This window comes from Fimbriimonadaceae bacterium (assembly GCA_019454125.1).
GTDB lineage: Bacteria > Armatimonadota > Fimbriimonadia > Fimbriimonadales > Fimbriimonadaceae > JALHNM01.
The window spans coordinates 2,522,382-2,538,180 of the sequence record CP075365.1 but is presented as its reverse complement, the minus strand read 5'-3'; the positions used below and the strand labels follow the sequence as shown (position 1 = coordinate 2,538,180).

General features: G+C 65.7%; 15 protein-coding genes. 12 read left to right on the top strand and 3 right to left on the bottom strand.

The window, feature by feature from the left end; all coding sequences use genetic code 11:
- The first annotated feature begins 22 nt into the window (after positions 1-22).
- The 11 genes from KF733_12355 (at position 23) to pstA (ending at position 12,060) form a co-directional block, all read left to right on the top strand.
- On the top strand, positions 23-1,120 hold the full coding sequence (locus KF733_12355) for an aminopeptidase P family protein (GenBank protein ID QYK55786.1): 1,098 nt from the start codon (positions 23-25) through the stop codon (positions 1,118-1,120).
- 36 nt (positions 1,121-1,156) lie between these two features.
- Positions 1,157-2,518 (top strand): Gfo/Idh/MocA family oxidoreductase, encoded by a 1,362-nt coding sequence (locus KF733_12350; protein ID QYK55785.1) that lies wholly within the window; start codon positions 1,157-1,159, stop codon positions 2,516-2,518.
- Between the two features lie 117 nt (positions 2,519-2,635).
- Positions 2,636-4,282: a ribonuclease J gene (locus KF733_12345; GenBank protein ID QYK55784.1), complete on the top strand. Its 1,647-nt coding sequence runs from the start codon at positions 2,636-2,638 to the stop codon at positions 4,280-4,282.
- Positions 4,283-4,450: 168 nt separating this feature from the next.
- Complete coding sequence (queC, locus tag KF733_12340) at positions 4,451-5,119, top strand: 7-cyano-7-deazaguanine synthase QueC (GenBank protein ID QYK55783.1); 669 nt, start codon at positions 4,451-4,453, stop codon at positions 5,117-5,119.
- 24 nt (positions 5,120-5,143) lie between these two features.
- On the top strand, positions 5,144-5,839 hold the full coding sequence (locus tag KF733_12335; GenBank protein ID QYK55782.1) for a 7-carboxy-7-deazaguanine synthase QueE: 696 nt from the start codon (positions 5,144-5,146) through the stop codon (positions 5,837-5,839).
- 89 nt (positions 5,840-5,928) lie between these two features.
- Positions 5,929-6,645 carry a polysaccharide deacetylase family protein gene (locus KF733_12330; protein ID QYK55781.1) on the top strand — a complete coding sequence of 239 codons (717 nt, stop codon included), beginning with the start codon at positions 5,929-5,931 and terminating at the stop codon, positions 6,643-6,645.
- A gap of 46 nt (positions 6,646-6,691) precedes the next feature.
- Entirely contained in the window at positions 6,692-8,764 is a 2,073-nt protein-coding gene (locus KF733_12325) for a (Fe-S)-binding protein (GenBank protein QYK55780.1), read from the top strand.
- Positions 8,761-9,096, top strand: a complete 336-nt coding sequence (gene acpS, locus KF733_12320; GenBank protein QYK55779.1) for a holo-ACP synthase — start codon at positions 8,761-8,763, stop codon at positions 9,094-9,096. Before KF733_12325 ends, acpS begins: the two co-directional genes overlap by 4 nt.
- Positions 9,097-9,130: 34 nt before the next feature.
- A complete protein-coding gene (locus tag KF733_12315) occupies positions 9,131-10,240 on the top strand; it encodes a PstS family phosphate ABC transporter substrate-binding protein (protein ID QYK55778.1) in 1,110 nt (369 codons plus the stop codon).
- A gap of 20 nt (positions 10,241-10,260) precedes the next feature.
- Positions 10,261-11,190, top strand: coding sequence for a phosphate ABC transporter permease subunit PstC (gene pstC, locus KF733_12310; protein QYK55777.1), 930 nt, complete (start codon positions 10,261-10,263; stop codon positions 11,188-11,190).
- 3 nt (positions 11,191-11,193) lie between these two features.
- On the top strand, positions 11,194-12,060 hold the full coding sequence (pstA, locus tag KF733_12305; protein QYK55776.1) for a phosphate ABC transporter permease PstA: 867 nt from the start codon (positions 11,194-11,196) through the stop codon (positions 12,058-12,060).
- 4 nt (positions 12,061-12,064) lie between these two features.
- Here pstA and rimO read toward each other — a convergent pair whose 3' ends face one another.
- The gene (gene rimO / locus KF733_12300; GenBank protein ID QYK55775.1) at positions 12,065-13,375 is read right to left on the bottom strand and encodes a 30S ribosomal protein S12 methylthiotransferase RimO; all 1,311 of its coding nucleotides are present in this window, start codon (positions 13,373-13,375) and stop codon (positions 12,065-12,067) included.
- 52 nt (positions 13,376-13,427) lie between these two features.
- Here rimO and KF733_12295 point away from each other — a divergent pair, with 52 nt between their 5' ends.
- Positions 13,428-14,867 carry a glycosyltransferase family 39 protein gene (locus tag KF733_12295; GenBank protein ID QYK55774.1) on the top strand — a complete coding sequence of 480 codons (1,440 nt, stop codon included), beginning with the start codon at positions 13,428-13,430 and terminating at the stop codon, positions 14,865-14,867.
- Here the strand turns inward: KF733_12295 and KF733_12290 are convergent.
- Together KF733_12290 and KF733_12285 are read right to left on the bottom strand one after the other, a co-directional pair.
- The gene (locus KF733_12290) at positions 14,848-15,432 is read right to left on the bottom strand and encodes a class I SAM-dependent methyltransferase (GenBank protein QYK55773.1); all 585 of its coding nucleotides are present in this window, start codon (positions 15,430-15,432) and stop codon (positions 14,848-14,850) included. The genes KF733_12295 and KF733_12290 overlap by 20 nt on opposite strands.
- On the bottom strand, positions 15,429-15,797 hold the full coding sequence (locus KF733_12285) for a helix-hairpin-helix domain-containing protein (GenBank protein QYK55772.1): 369 nt from the start codon (positions 15,795-15,797) through the stop codon (positions 15,429-15,431). The genes KF733_12290 and KF733_12285 overlap by 4 nt, the downstream gene beginning before the upstream one ends.
- Between the last annotated feature and the right edge of the window lie 2 nt (positions 15,798-15,799).

The window sequence follows — 15,799 nt, the reverse complement described above, 5'->3', positions numbered from 1 at the left end:
TTCGGGGCCATAATGCCAGGACGTGGCCGCATCAATTGGAAAGGTGGACCAACTGGCGAAGGCGCTCGCGCGCAACGGGGTGGACGTCTTCCTCGCGAGCTCCCAAGTGACGCTCGAATACCTCACCGGGTTCGCTGAGGACGGGCACGAGCGGCTGCTCTTCCACGCGACGAAAGCGGACGGCAACGGTTGTCTGGTCTGCCCGAGCTTGACCGAGACCCACGCTCGCAAAGCCGGACTCACAGATGTGCGGCCATGGCACGATTCTGAAGGGCCGGACCAAGCCGTGCTGCGCCTGGCGGAGGAATGGAACCTGCGCTCGGCGGTGATCGCCGTGGACGACGAGATGCGGGCCAGCTCGCTTCTCAAGCTCCAAGAGCTGTTGCCCGGCGCGCTGTTCCGACCGGGATCGTCGATCCTCGCCGAGCTGACCAAGGCCAAGACGGCGGAAGAACTTGCGAGCCTGCGACGGGCGGGCCAGATCGCCGACGCGGCCCTGCCGAAGCTCCTCGGGACCGCGATCAAGCCAGGTGTGACCGAGCGCCAGGCGGCCAGGGCCCTCCTGGAGGAGATGGAGAGGCTCGGCGGCACGCCGACCTTTTGCATCGCTGCGTTCGGGCCAAACTCGGCGGAGCCCCACCACGAGACGGGGGACCGGGTGCTCGGTGACAACGAGGTCGCCCTCCTCGACTTCGGTTGTCTTGTGAACGGCTACCACAGCGACATCACCCGATGCCTTGCCTTTGGCGATCCCGATCCCGAGGTCGCAAGGGTGTATGAGGTCGTCCATGCCGCGTTCCTGGCCGGGATGGAGGCTGTGCGTCCCGGCGTCCCGGCCGAGGAGGTCGATCGGGCGGCGCGCAAGGTGATCGAAGACGCGGGCTACGGCCCGAACTTCGTGCACCGCCTGGGCCATGGGGTCGGCCGGCGCGGACATGAGCCTCCATACATTTGCGAGGGCGAGACGCAGCCCTTGGGCGTGGGGAACGTGTTTAGCATCGAGCCCGGTGTCTATCTTCCCGGGCGATTCGGGATCCGGATCGAGAACTTGGTGGCGGTGACCGATGGCGGGTTCGAGAGCCTGAACGAAATGCCAAGCCCGACGCTACCGGTCGTGTAGCGCGCGACTGGGGTCGGGCAGGGCTAAACTCGGCTTGTGGATCGAAGAGAGTTCCTCGCCGGCGCGGCCGCGACAGGCCTCGGCCTCACGATGCCTTATGTGACGCAAAGCCAGCCTTTCGCCCGAGTTCCGAAGCGTGCGGGCGGTGACATGAGCCAATTCGCCGACAAGCCGATGGAGACGGTGCGGGTCGGCTTTATCGGGGTCGGGGCGCGGGGTTCGGGCCACGTCGAGCAGATGTTGCTCCTCGAAGGCGTCGAGGTGACGGCGGTCTGCGATCTTTACAAGGACTGGGCGGAGCGCTCGGCCAAGGCCTGCACCGACAAGGGCCGCAAAGCGCCGACGCTCTACACCGACGGCCCGCAGCATTGGCGCGAGATGGTCCAGCGGGACGACGTGGACATCGTCGTCATCGCCACGCCCTGGGCCGAGCACGTGCCGATGGCGGTGGGGGCGATGAAAGCGGGCAAGCACGCGTTCCTCGAAGTGCCTGCGGCGACTACGGTGGAAGGCTGCTGGGAGCTCGTGGACACAGCCGAGGAGACCAAGCGCCACTGCATGATGATGGAGAACGTCAACTACGGCCGCGACGAGCTGCTGCTGCTGAACCTCTGCCAGAAGGGAGTCTTAGGCGAGCTCCTGCATGCCGAGGCGGCGTACATCCACGACCTGCGTTGGCAGATGAAGGAGATCGAGCGGGGCACAGGCTCCTGGCGGACGCTTGAATACACCAGGCGCAACGGCAACCTCTATCCCACCCACGGCCTCGGCCCGGTGGCGCATTGCCTGGACGTCAACCGGGGCGACCGCTTCGACTACCTCTCGTCGGTCTCGTCGAACGCCCGGGCCCGGGCGATTTACGCCGAGAAGGAGTTTCCGGAGGGCCATCCGCGGCGCGACCTGAAGTTCCAGTGCGGGGACATCAACACGACGATCGTACGGACCGTGAAGGGGCGGACGATCATGGTGCAATGGGACGAACAACTCCCGCGTCCTTACACCCGGCACAACTTGGTGCAAGGCACGAAAGGCGTTTGGGGCGGCTTCCCGAACCGCGTGGTCGTCGAGGGCCGGTCGAAGGACACCGACCGCTGGGAGCAGGGCGAGGGGCTGAAGGCGTGGTACGACGAGTTCGACCACCCCCTCTGGACGAAAGTAGCCAAGGACCCCGCGAACCAGGGCGGGCACGGGGGGATGGACTTCGTGATGCTGTGGCGCATCGTGCACAACCTGCGCGAGGGCAAGCCGATGGACCAGAGCGTTTACGACGCGGCGGCATGGTCCGTGGTCGGGTGCCTGAGCGAGTGGTCCGTTGCGAACCGAGGACAGTCGGTGGACGTCCCCGACTTCTCGCGCGGGGGCTGGGAGCAGGCGCGGCCGGTCGACCTCACCCCCTAGCCCCCTCTCCTTCGCAGGAGGAGAGGGGAGCTTGGGCGAGACTCCGCTCTATGGGCGGATAGGACTAAAAGGGCCAAGAGGGCACGGCGACGGCGTTCGGCGGTAGCCTCCCCAGCAATGTCCCTCGTCCAAGTCATCCCCCTCGGCGGTTGCGGTGAGATCGGCAAGAACTGCACCGTGCTGCGGCAGGGCGACGAGGCGATCGTCGTCGACGTCGGGATCAGTTTCCCGCACGAAGAGCACTACGGCGTCGACATCGTCATCCCCGACTTCCACTACCTGATCGAGAACCGCGACGCGATCAAGGGCATCTTTCTCACCCACGCCCACGAGGACCACGTCGGCGCACTCAGCTTCCTCCTGCCCAAGCTCAAAGTGCCGGTCTATGCCACCGCCTTCACCGCGGCGATGGTGCGGAGCAAGATCGAGGAGCGGGCCGGGCTGAAGGACATCGACCTGCGCATCGTCAAGCCTGGCGAAACGGTGACGCTCGACCAATTGAGCGTGGAGTTCGTGCGGGTGACCCACTCCATCCCCGAGACGTGCGCGCTGGCGGTGCGGACGGGGCACGGCATCGTCTTCTTCACGGCAGACTTCAAGTTCGACTTCACCCCGATCGACCGGAAGACCACGGACATCGGCCGGCTGAGCGAGTTGGGGCAAGAGGGGGTCGTGCTCATGCTCAGCGACTCCACGAACGTGGACCGACCAGGCTGGAGCCCGAGCGAATCGGCGGTGACGCCGGGATTCCGCAAGCTCTTCCAGCAGGCCGAGGGCCGCGTGCTCGTCACGATGTTCAGCAGCAACATCCACCGCATGCAGCAGGTGTTCGACGTCGCGCACGCCACGGGGCGCAAGGTCGCGGTCACGGGCCGGCGGATGGAGAACACGATCGAGATTTGCCGGAGCCTGCAATACCTCACGATCCCGTCCGACACCTACGTCCGCATGGACGACATCGCGAAGTACCGACCGAACCAGCTTGCGTTCTTGGTCACGGGCAGCCAGGCGGAACTGATGGCCGCGCTCAACCAGATGAGCCGTGGGGAGTACAGCCGGATGAAGATCGTGCCGGGCGACACGGTCCTCTACTCCGCCCGCCCGATCCCGGGGAACGAGGGGCCGATCTGGCGCATGGTGAACCGGCTGCACATGCTGGGCGCCGAGGTGATCATGGAGAGCGAATCGCCGATCCACGCGAGCGGCCACGGCTATGAGGACGAGATCAAGATGATGGTGAACCTCGTCAAGCCGTACTACATCGCCCCGGTCCACGGCGAACCGCGCCACCAGGCGCACTATTCGAACTTGGCGTTCCAACTCGGCTACCCCGAGCACCGCGTCTTCCGCATGCAGAACGGCGACACGCTGAACATGGACGACACGAAGGCTTGGGTCGGGGAGCGGGTCCGCGCGGGCGACGTTCTGATCGACCAGCACGGCAACGTCCCTGTCACGGACAAGCTCTTGGGCGAGAGGTCGGCCCTCGGCCACGACGGCGTCATCGTCGTCTCGCTCGGCGCCGACCTTGAGCGCGGGGCCATCGTGGCACGGCCGGAGGCGCAGGCTCGCGGTTATTCCGGCCCGACCGACGTGGTGGAGGACGCGCTCGACACCTTGTGCGACGCTCTCGGCGAGATGCGCCCGGACCGGGCGCGCGACCGTGCCGCCATCGAAAAGCTGGTCGTCGAAGTGGTCGGCCAGACCATCAGCCGGCGGTGCCAACAACGGCCGGTGGTCTTGCCGGTCGTGGTGGAGCTCTAAAAGAAAGAAAGCCCCGCCTGCACGAAGGCGAGGCGGGGGCAGACTGCAGAGAGGAATGAGATTTAAGGAACTGACACTCGCTCCAACCACAGGCGCGATTTTGGTTTGTTCGACGTCCGTCCTTGGGGCGTCGCGTGATAGACGCGGGCCGACCGGCGTTCCGTCCAGGTGAGTCGCACAGGTTTGGAAGGGTCTGGTAAGGCTGCGGTGGTGCTCCTGAGCGGCGGTCTCGATTCGGCGACCTGCGCGGGCATGGCTTTGGAGCGTGGGTACCGGGTTGCCGCCCTCACGATCGACTACGGCCAGCGGCACCGCGCCGAACTGGACGCGGCGCAGGCGGTGGCGCGGGCGCTGGAGATCTCCGACCACCGGGTCGTGACGGTCGACCTGCGGGCCATCGGCGGTTCGGCTCTGACCGCGGACATCGGCGTCCCCAAGACGGGCCTGACCGAAGAGATCCCAGTGACTTACGTGCCGGCCCGGAACACGGTGTTCCTCGCCCTGGCTCTCGGTTTGGCGGAGGTCGTGGGGGCCGAGGCGGTCTTCCTTGGCGTCAACGCGGTGGACTACAGCGGCTACCCGGACTGCCGCCCAGAGTTCGTCGCCGCCTTCCAGGCTCTTGCCCGCCTCGCGACGAAGTCCGGGGTGGAGGGCCGGCCTCTGGAGGTCGCGGCACCGCTGCTGCACCTTTCAAAGGTCGAGATCGTTCGCGAGGCGCGCCGCTTGGGGGTTCCGGTCGAGTTGACGGTCTCGTGCTACGATCCAGGTCCGGGTGGGGCCCCGTGCGGCTCGTGCGACGCCTGCCGGATCCGGGATCGGGCGTTGACGGACGCTTGACCGTGCTGGGGTAGGTTGGTCATTGTGAACCTGCGGATCGCCGAGGTCTTTGAAAGCATCCAGGGCGAGGGGATGTGGCTCGGCACGCCTTCGACCTTTGTCCGGGTCTCCGGGTGCAACCTCCGTTGCCGCTGGTGTGACACGCCCTATGCGAGCTGGGAACCAGAAGGGCCGGTACGCGACGTGAGAGAGCTTGCCGACGAGATAATCGTCCGCGCCCCGACCCATGTCGTTCTGACTGGGGGCGAGCCCATGCTGTTCCCTCCTCTGGAAACTCTGGCGAATCTGCTGGCACAGGCGGGGAAGACCTTGACGGTCGAGACGGCGGGGACCGTTTATCGCGAGCTGCCCTGCGACCTGATGTCGATCAGCCCCAAGCTCGCGAATTCGACCCCGGAAGGGGGGTGGCGGGAACGCCACGAAGAGACGCGGGCCAAAGCGCTCGAGGGGACGCTGCAGAAGCTCGTGGGGAGCTACTCCTACCAACTCAAGTTCGTGGTGGACCCCGAGGGCTCGCCGGGCGACGTAGCCGAGATCGAGGCTGTGCTTGCCCGGCTACCGGGGGTGCGCGCGGACCGGGTCTTTTTGATGGCAGAAGGGCGGGACGCGGAGACGCTCCACCGGCGGGAGCGGTTGCTCGTCCCCCTTGTCATGGGCCGCGGGTGGCGGTTGGCGCCCCGGTACCACATCGATCTCTTTGGCGACTCTCGTGGGACTTGAGGCCCGGCAATTACGCTGGGCGAAGAATTTAGCCGGCTCGTTCAGCGATTGCCCTTGCTTTTCCGAAGGATATGGCGTATCACATAGCCATGGCTGAAGGCAGCGTCGCCCGTGTCAGTCCTGGCATCGTATCACTCACCTATGACGGCACCCAGGCGTGCCACATTCATAAGGTCTTACCGGTGCTGGAAAGGACGGGGTTGAAAGCCACCTTCTATGCCGAGCCCTCCTTGGCGCTCGACCACGCTTCCGTCTGGCGGCAGGTCGTCGAGGCGGGGCACGAACTCGGGAACGGCACGCTGGTCTCTGCCGCGCTTCCGGACGGGTCGCTCCCCGCCTGGACGGTGGACATGGTCCAAAGCGAGGTCTTAGAGGCGGACCAGATGCTCCGCGAGGTCTTCCCCGCTCAGAGATCGTTCTCGTTCGCCTTTCCCTGGGGCCCGCCTCGGTGCGCTGAGAACGTGGATTACAGCCAGGCGGTCGCGCGCAACCACCCCGTTTGCCGGACCGGGATCTTGGGCTTCAACCCGTTGCCGGACGTCGACCTCACGGCGATCAAGTGCGTGCCCATGATCGGCGCCTCCTTCAGCGGGATGACAGACGTCGTCCGCGCCGCGATCGACTTGGGCCACTGGGCCGTGCTCTCCTATGACGGGGTGGGGACTGGGGACCGGAGCGTCGACGCGGACGCGCACGAGGCGTTCTGCGAATGGCTCGCCGTGCAGCAGAACGTGGTGGTGGCGCCGGTGATCGAGGTCTCCCAGAGGCTGGCCCCGGCGGACATGACGGTCGCCCGGTTGATGTAGCCGCTTCGACCTTGGGTCAGCCGAGCCGGTCATACTCCAAAGGAAGTTGGAGCCGACCCGCCACGAATTCATGCACATGGAGCCTTGGGGCTTCAAGGCCGCGTTCTACGCGCTGACGGCCCTCAGCCTCGCCGTGATGGCCGCCCAGTTCCTGCAGCGAGCCCGGGTGTGGCAGCAAGGCAAACCGGTCTGGTGGCGCAGCGACGGACTTGCGCAAGTCTCGGCCTACATTTTGGGCCAGCGCAAGGTGCAGTCGAGCCGCCCGAAGGGCGGGGCGCCGATGCACCTGATGATCTTCTATGGGTTCCTTTCGCTGTTGCTGGCGACGACCCTCCTCGGCATCGCGACCTACAGCCCCGTGATCGGGCTGCCGAACTTCCACCGGGGGGTCTACTACCTGGTCTATGAGACCACGTTCGACGTGCTCGGGCTCTTCTTCGTGGCGGGCGTGGTGTGGGCATTCTTCCGCCGCTGGCGGTACGACCGAACTTTTGGGCAACCCCAGCCCGATCCGGAGACGGGAAAGCCGGAGACCACGCCGAACCCATTGACGAGCGACTGGCGCGACTATGCGACGCTCGGCATCCTCTTCATGCTCGGGGTGACGGGTTATGTGCTGGAAGCGGCGCGCATCAGCAATTCCCCTCAGGAATGGGACTGGGCGTCGCCTGTCGGCCACCTCTTGGCGCAGGCGGTGCCGAACCTTTCGAACGGCGCCTATATCGGGATTTGGTGGTTCCACGCGGCTTGGGTCTGGGCCTTCTTCGCCTTCTTGCCGCAGATGCGGATCCGCCACGTGGTGACGGCGACCCTGACCGCGGCGGGCGCGCCTTCCAAGCCGATGGGCGAGCTCGTGCCCGTGACCATGGAAGAAGTCGAGGAGACCGGGCAGATCGGTGTCGCGGTGGCGAAGGACTATTCCCGGTGGCACCTGCTCTCGCTGGACGCATGCATGTCGTGCGGCCGCTGCACCGAGGTGTGCCCCGCTTACAACGTGGGCAAGGTCTTGAACCCGAAGCAGGTGGTTCAGGACATCCGTGACGCGGCGGTGACGGGCGACCCCGTCGCTCTCAAGGTGACGGAAGAGGCCCTGTGGCAGTGCACGACCTGCAACGCCTGCGTCGAGGCGTGCCCGGTTCTGATCAAGCACGTGGATATGATCGTGGACGCGCGGCGGAACCTGGTCGCCGAGGGCAAGCTGAGCGGCACGCCCTCGGTGATGTTGCGCCAGGTCGGTTCGACGGGCAACGCCTGGGGAGCTCCAGCGGCCAACCGCGAGGATTGGATGAAGGGGCTCGACGTGCCCCTGTGCCGCGACGGGGGCTCGTTCGACTATCTCTTTTGGGTGGGGTGTGCGGGGGCGACCGACCCTGGGGCGGTGAAGACGACGCAGGCCGTCGCCAAGCTCCTGAAGAAAGCGGGCGTGAAGTTCGCCTGCCTGGGCCGCGAGGAAGCTTGCACGGGCGACCCAGCCCGGCGCACGGGTGACGAGTTCCTTTTCCAGGAACAGGCGGGCAAGAACGTCCACGTCTTCGAAAAGTACGGGGTAAAGCGGGTCGTGACGGCCTGTCCGCACTGCTTCAACACGCTGAAGAACGAATACCACCAGTTGGGCGGGCGGCTGGAGGTGTTCCACCACACCCAACTCTTGCGCGACCTGATCGACGAGGGACGGCTCAACCCGGCGCGGCCCAAGGCGGGCGAGGTCGCCTTCCACGATCCCTGCTACTTGGCGCGCGTGAACCAGGAGAGCGACGCGCCGCGGGCCCTGGTCGGCGAGCGGACGAGCTTCAACACGGATGCGCCGGGCCTCGCGCACGACCTGTTGAAGGAGCCGGACGAGAACAAAGTGCTCGCCGAGCCCGTGCAGCACGCCCATAAGACGCTTTGCTGCGGGGCAGGCGGCGGCCGCATGTGGTTCGAGGAAGAGCCGGGCAAGCGTCCGAGCGAGCGGAGGGTCCGCCAGCTCTTGGAGACCGGCGCGAAGCAAATCGCGGTCGCCTGCCCCTTCTGCCGGATCATGCTCGACGCCAGTATCAAGCAAGTCGCGGGCGACGATGTGAGCCTCGTCGACATGGCCGAACTCTTGCAGGGCGCCAACGAGCCTGGCCGCGAATGATCGTCGCCATCGGCATCGACCTGGTCGAGACCGCTCGGATCGGTCGCGCTATGCGGCGGAGCGGCTTTCTCGACCGCGTGCTGACCCCGGACGAGCGCGAGTACTGCAAGAGCGCCGCGCAAGTGGCCGGACGCTGGGCGGCGAAGGAGGCGGTAAAGAAGTGCGTGCCGGGGGTCGCTTCCTGGCACGACGTCCGGATTTTGGCGGCGCAGAGCGGCGCGCCGATTGCGAGTCTGCGCGAAGGAATTCTCTCGCCCCGGCAACGCCTGCACGTGAGCATTTCGCACGAGAAGGGCCATGCCGTGGCCGTGGCCATCCTGGAATCGGCCTAGTGACTTAACATTCCGTTAACATTTTGCGGCATCAATGAAGAGCGGAGAGCTCGAACGGAACATGAAGCACGTTGGTCTTTATGCGGTAACAGTCGCCTTGGCCGGGATTCTTGCGGCCGGGTGCGGTGAAACGGCCCCTACCGGTGGTGCCACGGGCTCGACCTCTGGAAGTGCGGGTGGCGGCACGTCGGCAGCAAAGGTCTCCGGCGCGATCAACATCGATGGGAGCAGCACGGTGACGCCGATCTTCGCGGCCGTCGCCGAGGAGTTCGACAAGGGACACCCGGACACGGAGGCGGCGGTCGGCACTTCCGGTACAGGTGGCGGCTTCAAGAAGTTCATTGCGGGCGAGATCGATATCGCCATGGCCTCCCGTCCGATCAAGGAGGAGGAAGTGAAGGCCCTGCAGGCGAAGGGCATCGAGTTTATCGAGTTGCCCGTCGCCCTTGACGGTCTTACGCTCGTCGTCAACCCTGGGAACACGTGGGCGGAAAGCCTGACCGTCGACGAGTTGAAGAGGATTTGGGCTCCGAACAGCAAGGTCAAAAACTGGAAGGACGTGCGTGCAGGGTTCCCAGACCTGCCGCTTAAGCTCTACGGTGCTGGTACGGACTCGGGCACCTTCGACTACTTCACCCTTGCCATCAATGGCCAAGAGGGGGCTTCGCGCACCGACTACCAGGCGAGCGAAGACGACAACATCTTGGTCCAAGGCGTCAAAGGCGACAAGGGAGCACTTGGCTACTTCGGCTACGGCTATTTCGAAGAGAACAAGGATGCTCTGAAGCCGGTCAAGATCGACGCGGGCAAAGGCCCGGTCGAGCCTTCGCCTCAGACGGTTGTGGACGGTAGCTACCAGCCCCTGAGCAGGCCGCTCTTCATCTATGTCGCTAAGAAGGCCGCCGACGAGAAGCCTCAGGTCGATGCCTTCGTCGACTTCTTCTTCGCTGAAGGCGGTGACCTGGTGCGGCAAGTCGGATTCATCCCGATGCCGGCTGACATCATCGAATCGGTCAAGAAGCATTGGGACGAGCGCAAAGTCGGAACGGTCTTTGCCGGTTCTGAGGTCGGACTTGGGATCAAGGAAATCTTGAGCAAAGAGTCGGGCGGTGCCAACGGCGCAAAAGCGGGGTCTGGTCACTGACACGCGAATCGTTTGGCTCATTGGTACGGCAGCGGCTGCCGGCGAACAAGCTGACGAAGGCGGTAAGCCGACAGTCTCTTCGAGAAGACGCCCTGACTTTCGTCTGCCTTTTGGCGGCTATGGTCTCGGTCGCCACGACCATAGCCATCGTCGGCGTCCTCGGTGTCGAGGCTTTCGCTTTCTTCGCCAAGTCAGGGGTGTCGGTCGGAGAGTTCCTCACCGGCACGGTTTGGACCCCCACCTTTGCGAACCCTCAGTTCGGCGTCCTTCCGCTCATCAACGGAACGATGCTCATCACCGTGGGCGCGATGGTGATCGCCCTGCCCCTCGGCCTGGCAAGCGGGATCTTCCTGTCCGAATACGCCTCGCCAAAGCTTCGCCGGGTCTTAAAGCCGCTTCTTGAGCTCCTTGCCGGAGTCCCCACCGTCGTCTTTGGCTTCTTCGCGCTCTTTCAGATCACCCCGTTCCTCCGCTCGATTTTTCCGAGCGTCGAGGTCTTCAACGCTGCGTCAGGTTGCATCGTGGTCGGCGTCATGACCCTGCCGCTCGTGACGACCCTCTGTGACGACGCGATCAATGCGGTCCCCCGGTCATTGAGGGAGGGAGGATTGGCCCTCGGGGCCACCAAGTTCGAGGTGACCCGGAACATCACGCTGCGGGCCGCGCTTGGGGGGATCGCCGCCTCGTTCATCCTGGCGGTCTCGCGTGCCGTCGGCGAAACGATGGCCGTCACCTTGGCGGCCGGGCAGACCCCCAAGATGACGCTGAACTTGGGCGAGAGCATCGCGACGATGACCGCCTACATCGTCCAGATCTCGAAGGGCGACACTCCCGCGGGCAGCGTCGAGTACCTCACGCTCTACGCCGTCGGTGCGACGCTCTTCGTCATCACGTTCTTGCTCAACGTCCTGGCCCGACGTATCGTCCGGCGATACCGGTTCGCCTACTGAAGCATGGTTACTGACCAGAGCCTCCTTCGGCGTCGCCGTCTGAGCGACAAGTTGTTCAAAGCGGCTTGCTTCGCCGCCGCGATCATCGCCGTTCTGTTCCTGGTATTCCTGCTGGTCGCGATCTTGCGGGACGGCTTGGGCCGGATCAGTCCCGATTTCTTCTCGAACATCGGCTCTCGTTTTCCGGACAAGGCCGGCCTCAAGGTCGCCCTTGCCGGCACGATCTGGGTGATCGGGCTGACGGCCCTCATCGCGGTCCCGTTGGGGCTGGCTGCCTCTGTCTACCTTGAAGAGTTCGCCCCGCCCGACCACTGGGCCACTCGCCTGATCCAGCTCAACATCTCCAATCTTGCTGGAGTCCCGTCGATCGTTTACGGACTCTTGGGGCTCGGCGTCTTCGTCAGGTTTTTCGCCCTGGACCGCTCGGTCATCGCTGGGGCGCTGACCATGAGCCTGCTCATCCTGCCGACGATCATCGTCGTTGCACAAGAAGCGATCCGGGCGGTCCCGAGCGCTTATCGCGAAGGTTCGCTGGCGCTGGGAGCGACCCGCTGGCAAACGGTCTTTCGGGCGACCTTGCCCAATGCGATGCCCGGCATTATCACGGGCATCATCCTAAGCGTCTCGAGAGCTATAGGCGAAACCGCACCTTTGATCACGATCGGGGCGGTCGCCTTCATTGCGAGCCCGCCCGATTCGCTCGGAAGCAAGTTCACGGTGATCCCGATCCAGATCTTCGATTGGGCGAGCCGACCGCAAAAGGGCTTCCATGAGGCCGCCGCCGCCGCCATCACGGTCCTGATGGGCGTGCTCGTCGTCATGAACAGCCTGGCGGTGATCCTCCGAGCCCGCAGCCAGCGTAGAAACTAGCCGCCTAAGCGCTCTCGGGTGCGGCACCGTAGAGGTCGTGGACGCTGGCCCGGGTCACCTGGACCTCGACGAAGGTGCCCGGTTCGGCCGCTCCCGTGGCGATGACGCGCCCGTCAATGTCCGGCGCGTCGCGGAAGGACCGTCCGCTCACGCCAGCCTCATCCGCCTCGTCAACGAGCACCCGGATCGGCCGCCCGACCCACTCCTTGTTCTTCTCGAGCGAGACGACTTGCTGCAGCCGCATGAGGCGGTCGTAGCGCTCGCGCTTGGCGCGGAACGGCACTTGGCCGCTCATCTCATAGGCGGGGGTGCCCTGTTCGCGGCTGAACATGAACGCCCCGACCCTGTCTAGCCGCGCATCGCGGGTGAAGTCGAGCAGTGCTTGGAACTCGGCCTCGGTCTCGCCCGGGAAGCCGACGATGAACGTCGTGCGGATCGCGACCTCGGGCAGGGCCGCGCGCAGCTTCTCAAACACGCGGAGATAGCGCTCGCCGTCCCAGGGCCGCTTCATTCGGCGAAGCGTTTCTGGGTGGACGTGCTGCAACGGGATGTCGACATAGGGCACGACCTTGGGCAGGGTCGCCATCGCTTCGATGACCTCGTCGGTCAACCGGTTTGGATAGAAGTAAAGGATGCGGATCCATTCGACCCCTTCCACCCCGTCCAGCTCGCGGAGAAGGCGTGGCAGGGTGAACTCGCGGTAGAGGTCATAGCCGTACTGGGTGACGTCTTGGGCAATCAGGTTGAGCTCTTTTGCGCCGGTCGAGGCGAGGTGCCGGGCCTCGGCCACGAGCCGCTCCATCGGCTTGCTTTGGTGTGCGCCTCGGAAGCTCGGGATGGTACAGAAGGTGCAGCGATGGTCGCACCCCTCGCTGACCTTGAGATAGGCGCTCCAGGGCCTGCCGGTGCGGGCCCTTGTCGGCACATCGGCCCAGCGGTGGTGGGGCGGCTTGATTTCGATCGAGGTGGTTCCGTTGAGCCCGGTCACGATCTCGCCGAAGCGCGCCATCTGGCCGACTCCGACATAGGCGTCCGCGCCGGGGGCGGCCTTTGCCAGCTCCGCGCCCATGCGCTGGGCCAGGCAGCCTGCGACGACGACCCTGCCACGGCCCTTCTTTGCCACCGCCTCGCGAATCGCCTGGATCGACTCCTGCTTGGCCGCTTCTAGGAAGCCGCAGGTGTTGATGACGGTGACGTCCGCCTCAGCCGACCCGTCGACGCTATAGCCGCTCTCCCGGAGGACGCCGGCGATCTCTTCGCTGTCGACGTCGTTCTTGGCGCAGCCGAGCGTGACGATACGGACGTTCTTCGGCATTGCGGACTAGTATGACGGGGCGAAGTCGCGGGCGTGCAAGAATGCGGGACGGATGAAAGTGCGGGGCTGGCTGGTGGCGATCGCCTGCGTGCTGCCGTTCCTTGCCACTTGGACGTACGGGCTTTTCGATCTGGACGAGGGGTTCTATGCCGCCGTCGTCGCGGACATGATTCGTCGAGGCGACTGGATCACGCCGACGTTGAACGGCTCGCCTTGGTTCGAAAAGCCGATCCTGGCGTACTGGCTGGCGATCCCCTCGATCCAGGTGTTCGGCGAATGGGTGGGGCCGAGGCTGCCGAGCGCGCTCTGCACTTTGGCGACGGCGCTCGTCCTTTCGCGGTTCGTGCGGCGGCACGGCGGTGCGGACGGCCCGTTCCTCTCGCTCTTTGTCCCGCTCGTCTATTGCGGCAGTTTGCTCGTCGTCGCGATCGGTCGGTTGATGATGACCGACGCTCCTCTGGTGCTCTGCCTGACCCTCGCTGGCACGACGTTCTTCGACTCGCTCCATGGCGACCGCCGGCTCCGGCTCGCCTCGGCGGTCTTCGTGGGCCTCGGAGTCCTGGCGAAGGGTCCGGTGGCGGCCGTCCTGTTCTTGGGTCTCGTCGCCATGCTCTACGCCAGGCTGCCGGAGAGGCGGCCGGAGTTCAGGGGCTATTGGGCGCTTGGCGTGGGACTGTGCCTGGGCGTGCTCGCCACTTGGTATGTGCCCTGTTACATGGCCAACGGCCAGACCTTCGTCCAGAAGTTCTTGATCGAGCAGAACGTGGGCCGGTTCACCGGCGGGGACAAGGCGCACGCCGTCCCTTGGTGGTCGCACCCGGTCTACTATCCCCTGATCGTGGTCTTGGCGGCTCTGCCCTATTGGCCGCGGGTCGCGGGGCAGCTCTTCCGCCGGGGGGAACGCGCCCACTCGGGACTTTGGGAATGGGCGCTGGGCACGGTACTGGTGCCCCTGGTCTTCTTCACGCTGAGCGGGACGAAGCTGCCGCACTACATCCTGCCTGCAATGCCGGGCGTGGCGGTGCTGGTCGGGCTGGCCTTCGCCCAGTTCGAGCCGCGGCGGCAGGAGGCTTGGCTTCGGTTCGGGCTCGGATGGTGCGCGTTCGTCTCCGTGATGGCCTGGGGCGTGTTCACCTGGGACTGGACGAACCGGATGGCGGACGTCCAGCGGCTGGCGATTCGGGCGCGGCGGGAGCCGGGGCCGCTTGTGGTCTACCGGATCGGCCGCGAGGGGCCGATGGGGACCGGTTCGCTGGAACTCCAGGACACCAGCCACCCCTCGATCAATTTTTACTACCGTCGGCCGGTGGTCGAAGCCGAGACGCCGGAGGCGCTGCCTTACGAGAAAGGCGGGTTCCTCGTCTTGACCCGGGACGGGCGCTGGGAGCGCGACGCCGCGAACCTGCCGGCGGGTTGGACAAGCGAACTGGTCCGCGAGGAAGGAGGACGGGGCGGCTACCGCCTTTGGCGTGTCACGGCTTCCGTGCGATGACGTGGAAGACGTGCCAATGTTTGGCCTCGCCAAGGGCGGTGTCGCCGTCGCGGTCGACCTCTTCGAAGTGGAGGAACTCCCAGCCGGGGAAGAGGGCCTCTACCTCCGCGCGGCTGTGAGTCAGGCACCGCTCGCTCCAATCGTCGTTTGGCCCCAGGAACTGTCCCGCGAAGACGCCGCCCGGGCGAAGGCTGGCGGTGAGCCGCCGCCAGGTCGCGGGGAAGCGGCCCGGCTCTTCGAAGAAGAGGGTGAACAGGGCAAGGACCGCGTCGTAGCTGCCTAGGCTCGCATTGTGAAAGTGGGCCGCTTCCAGGGCGACGCCCTCGGCCTCCCCGGCAGTCTCCGCGAAGAAGCGGTGCGCGTCCTGGTTTGGCTCCACCGCGTGGACGGTCCACCCGCGATCCGCCAGCCACCGCGCAGTGTTACCGACGCCCGCGCCCAGGTCAAGCGCGTGGCCGATCGGGCCCAGATGGGGCTCGGCGATCGTGAGGAAGGGGTTCGGCCCGCGGCCCTTTGTGGCGTTGAAGTAGGCGAGCGCCTGCTCGTCTCCGGCCTCCCAGTTCACAGCGTCACCAAGGGGCGCAGGCGCTCCACCAGGTCCGGCCGGATGCCTTTCACGTCCAGAAGCTCGTCGATGGAGCGAAAGCTGCCCCTTTGTCGCCTCAGCTCCAGGATGCGCCCTGCGAAGACCGGCCCAATGCCGGGCAGAGACTCGAGCCCGGCTTGGTCGGCTTTATTGAGCGAGACTTTCTCGCGGCGCGAAGCCGAGGGCTCCCCCCCGAAGAGCGAAGCTTTGGCGGCCGACCTTGGGGGAGGGGCGGCGGAGCGGTTGAGTGCGCCTTGGCCGATGGCCCCGACGATCGCGATGCCGGCAATGGCGAGTCCGAACGCGGAGCACCGCTGTCCCGAGGTCATGCCGAGCCAGGCCACTG

What these genes read in the sequence shown, in the direction of transcription:
- KF733_12345 (QYK55784.1), top strand. Translation starts at nt 2,636, where the DNA reads ATGTCCCTCGTCCAAGTCATCCCCCTCGGCGGTTGCGGTGAGATCGGC.
- KF733_12295 (QYK55774.1), top strand. Translation starts at nt 13,428, where the DNA reads ATGAAAGTGCGGGGCTGGCTGGTGGCGATCGCCTGCGTGCTGCCGTTC.
- KF733_12315 (QYK55778.1), top strand. Translation starts at nt 9,131, where the DNA reads ATGAAGAGCGGAGAGCTCGAACGGAACATGAAGCACGTTGGTCTTTAT.
- pstA (QYK55776.1), top strand. Translation starts at nt 11,194, where the DNA reads ATGGTTACTGACCAGAGCCTCCTTCGGCGTCGCCGTCTGAGCGACAAG.
- rimO (QYK55775.1), bottom strand. Translation starts at nt 13,375, where the DNA reads ATGCCGAAGAACGTCCGTATCGTCACGCTCGGCTGCGCCAAGAACGAC.
- acpS (QYK55779.1), top strand. Translation starts at nt 8,761, where the DNA reads ATGATCGTCGCCATCGGCATCGACCTGGTCGAGACCGCTCGGATCGGT.
- KF733_12330 (QYK55781.1), top strand. Translation starts at nt 5,929, where the DNA reads ATGGCTGAAGGCAGCGTCGCCCGTGTCAGTCCTGGCATCGTATCACTC.